The sequence below is a fragment of the Vibrio sp. 03_296 genome, from assembly GCF_002265885.1.
Genome location: NZ_NPKW01001028.1, coordinates 1 through 638, shown reverse-complemented (window position 1 = coordinate 638; position 638 = coordinate 1). Strand labels below are relative to the sequence as shown.

The window sequence follows — 638 nt, the reverse complement described above, 5'->3', positions numbered from 1 at the left end:
AAATTTGCATAAAAGTGTTATGTGAACCGCGTTTACTATTTTTTTGTATAACGCGCGAGAATGACATCACCAATATTTCGTTAAGGATAAACAATATGTTGTATTTGGAATTCCTGTTCCTTTTGCTGATGCTATACATCGGCTCTCGATACGGCGGTATCGGTCTCGGGGTCGTTTCCGGCATCGGTTTGGTGATTGAAGTTTTTGTTTTCAAAATGCCTCCAACGTCCCCGCCTGTCACGGTAATGCTGATCATTTTGGCGGTCGTGACCTGTGCGTCTATTTTGGAAGCGGCGGGCGGCTTGAAGTACATGCTGCAAGTGGCTGAAAGAATGCTGCGCAAAAACCCGAAACGCGTTACCCTCATTGCTCCTTTTGTCACCTACACCATGACATTCGATGTTGGGTACTGGCCACGCGGTTTACTCAATCATGCCAATCATACGGTGACGTTGCACTGAAAATGGTATTCGACCTGAGCGCCCGATGGCAGCCGCATCCGTTGCGTCACAAACTCGCGATTACGGCCTCGCCAATCTCAGCGGCTGTGGTTTACTACCTTGCACAGCTTTCTGATATCAATCATGAGATTACGCTCCTTTCTATTCTGCTTGTGACTGTGCCAGCAACACTGTTTG

At 47.5% G+C, this 638-nt stretch carries 1 pseudogene; it reads left to right on the top strand.

Features of this window, described 5'->3' with window-relative positions:
• Nucleotides 1-95 precede the first annotated feature (95 nt).
• Nucleotides 96-638: pseudogene (locus tag CIK04_RS29615) on the top strand (anaerobic C4-dicarboxylate transporter family protein); the annotation flags it as partial.